The following is a 2,586-nucleotide window of genomic DNA, read 5'->3' as shown; positions in this document are numbered from 1 at the left end:
AGCAGCTGGTGCGCATCTCGCGCGAATTCGGCCGCCCGGTGGCCACCGCGCAGCAGGCACGCGAGATCAGCAAGATCGGCGTGTTCTACGACACCGTGGAAGAGTCGCTGCAGGCCAACGGCTTCGCACCGAACCGCAACGGCGCCCACCAGGGCTTCCTGCGCAAGGCAGCATGACGATGACGACTGCAGCGACCATGCCGACGGTTCTCATCGTCCCCGGACTGCGCGACCACGTGGACGCGCACTGGCAGACACTGCTGGCTGCCGACCTGAAGGCCCAGGGCCGCCAAGTGCGCACGGTACCGCCGATGGGTCGCGCCGACCTCGACTGCGCGACCAAGGTCGCCGCGATCGAGCGCGAGGCGCAAGCCATCGAAGGTCCGCTGATCCTCGTGGCGCACAGCGGCGGCTGCGTGATGGTCGCCCATTGGGCACGCCAGTCCCGGCGCGCCGTCCATGGCGCCCTGATGGCCGCGCCGCCGGACTTCGAGGAGGCGATGCCCGAGGGCTATCCCACGCTGGAAGAGCTGCGCGCCGGCGGTTGGCTGCCCGTGCCGCGCGACACGCTGCCATTCCCGAGCATCGTCGCCGCGAGCCGCAATGACCCGCTCGCGCGGAACTACGAACGCATCGCGGCGCTGGCCGGAAACTGGGGCAGCAGCCTCGTGGATCTGGGCGCGGTCGGCCACCTGAACCCGGCCTCGGGCTTCGGCAAGTGGGCCCAGGCCGAAACATTCATCGCCAATCTGGCGGCACGCTGAGATAAAGCCGAAGGCTCAAGGGTAGCCAACGGTTCATGGCCGCACGCCGGCCGTCATTGGATACATCAAGGACTTACATCATGGCCACGGCCATTCACATTCACGCAACCGGCAGGCACGGGTCTGCATTCGACAGGAAACAGCCATGAGCACGATTGCACTTCCCGCAACGACGCAAGAACGCAGTGAGGACTATCTCCTGAGCCGCGGCCAGGCATGGTTCGCCTTCGCGATGACCTTCGGCCTGATGCTGTTCGACTACATCGACCGGCAGGTGATCGTCTCGCTCTTCCCGCACATCAAGAGCGAATGGAATCTGAGCGACAAGCAGCTCGGCTCGCTGGTTTCCATCATCTCGATCGTGGTGGCGATCGGCGGAATCCCGGTGGCGCTGATGGCGGACCGGGTGAGCCGCGTGAAGAGCATCGTCGTGATGGCGACCGTCTGGAGCGTGGCCAGCGTCTCGTGCATGTTCACCACCAGCTACGCGCAGCTCTTTGCCGCGCGTGCGGTGGTGGGCGCAGGCGAGACCGGCTACGGCTCGGTCGGCGCGGCGTTGATCTCCACGCTGTTTCCGAAGCGCCTGCGCGCAGGCTTGCTGGGCGCCTTCTACGCCGCTGCATCGCTGGGCTCGGTGCTGGGCGTGGTGCTGGGCGGCATGATCGCGGCCAAGTGGGGCTGGAAAGCCGCATTCGGCGTGGTCGGTATTCCGGGCCTCGTGATGGCATTGCTGTACCTGTTCGTGCGCGACTACAAGACGGTGGCGCTCACGCCGCAACTGGACAAGGTTGCCCATTCGCTCGGCGACACGCTCAAGCACATCTTCAGCACGCTGGCGCGAACCCGCACGATGCTGTGGGTCTGCGTGGGCGCAGCCATGCAGCTCATCGTGGTGTCCGCCGTGTGGTCCTGGTTGCCGAGCTACCTCAATCGCTTTCATGGCGTCGAGCCCGAGTCTGCCGCCAAGCAGGCCGCGATGGTCGTGCTGATCGGCGCACTGGGCAGCGTCTTCTGGGGCTACGTCGTGGACCGCGTCACGGTGCGCCGTCCCCGCAACAAGCTCCCGGCGCTGGCACTGTTGTGCGTGGTGACGGCGGGGGTTTTCCTGGCCGCCTTCGCAGGAATGCAGCCGGGGCCGCAACAGCTCAAGCTGGTGCTGCTCGGCGGCTTCTTCATGACCTGCACGGTGGGCGTGGTTTCCGGCGTGGTCATCGACGTGGTTCACCCTGGCGTGCGTTCCACGGGTTCGGCTGTGCTCTCGCTGTTCCAGAACCTGTTCGGCCTGGCCCTCGGTCCGTTCCTGGTGGGCGCATTGTCCGACCAGTGGGGTCTGCAACATGCGCTGGCGCTGGTGCCGTGCTTCAGCCTGCTGGCCGCAGCAGCCTTCATCTGGTGCGCACGCAGCTACGACGCGGACGTGACCAAGGTGTCCGGCGTGAGGCTCGCCGTCGCCAGCTGACGACGGCCGTTATTCGACATTCGAGACAAAAAGGAATAGATCATGGTCAAGGCCATTCGCATTCATGAAACAGGAAGTCCGGAAGTCCTGAAGCTGGAAGACGTCGACGTGGGCGAGCCGGGACCCGGCCAGGCCCGCGTGCGGCACACCTACATCGCCGTCAACTTCATCGACACCTACTTCCGCACCGGCCTCTATCCGCTGGCGCTGCCCAATGGCCTCGGCTCCGACGCCGTGGGCGTTGTCGAGGCGGTCGGCCCCGGCGTGACCGACATCCGCGTGGGCGACCGCGTGGGCTACCTCATCGGGCCGCAGGGCTCGTATTCGCAGGTCCGCGTGATGCCGGCCGAGGTGCTGATCCCGC

At 66.4% G+C, this 2,586-nt stretch carries 3 protein-coding genes and 1 pseudogene; all 4 read left to right on the top strand.

Going from position 1 to position 2,586, the window contains the following annotated elements; genetic code table 11:
- Positions 1-176: pseudogene (locus WKW80_RS37040) on the top strand (3-keto-5-aminohexanoate cleavage protein); the annotation flags it as partial.
- A 2-nt stretch (positions 177-178) separates the two neighbouring features.
- Positions 179-763 (top strand): RBBP9/YdeN family alpha/beta hydrolase, encoded by a 585-nt coding sequence (locus WKW80_RS37035; protein WP_340368534.1) that lies wholly within the window; start codon positions 179-181, stop codon positions 761-763.
- 145 nt (positions 764-908) lie between these two features.
- Positions 909-2,222 carry an MFS transporter gene (locus WKW80_RS37030; protein WP_340368533.1) on the top strand — a complete coding sequence of 438 codons (1,314 nt, stop codon included), beginning with the start codon at positions 909-911 and terminating at the stop codon, positions 2,220-2,222.
- 42 nt (positions 2,223-2,264) lie between these two features.
- On the top strand, positions 2,265-2,586 hold a 322-nt coding region (locus WKW80_RS37025), incomplete at its 3' end, for an alcohol dehydrogenase catalytic domain-containing protein (protein WP_340368532.1).

Origin of the sequence: Variovorax humicola (assembly GCF_037889915.1) — a bacterium.
GTDB lineage: Bacteria > Pseudomonadota > Gammaproteobacteria > Burkholderiales > Burkholderiaceae_C > Variovorax > Variovorax humicola.
This window is presented reverse-complemented; position numbering and strand designations above follow the sequence as displayed.

Excerpts from the sequence above, each read along its gene's own strand:
- WKW80_RS37035 (WP_340368534.1), top strand. The coding sequence starts at position 179 with ATGACGACTGCAGCGACCATGCCGACGGTTCTCATCGTCCCCGGACTG.
- WKW80_RS37030 (WP_340368533.1), top strand. The coding sequence starts at position 909 with ATGAGCACGATTGCACTTCCCGCAACGACGCAAGAACGCAGTGAGGAC.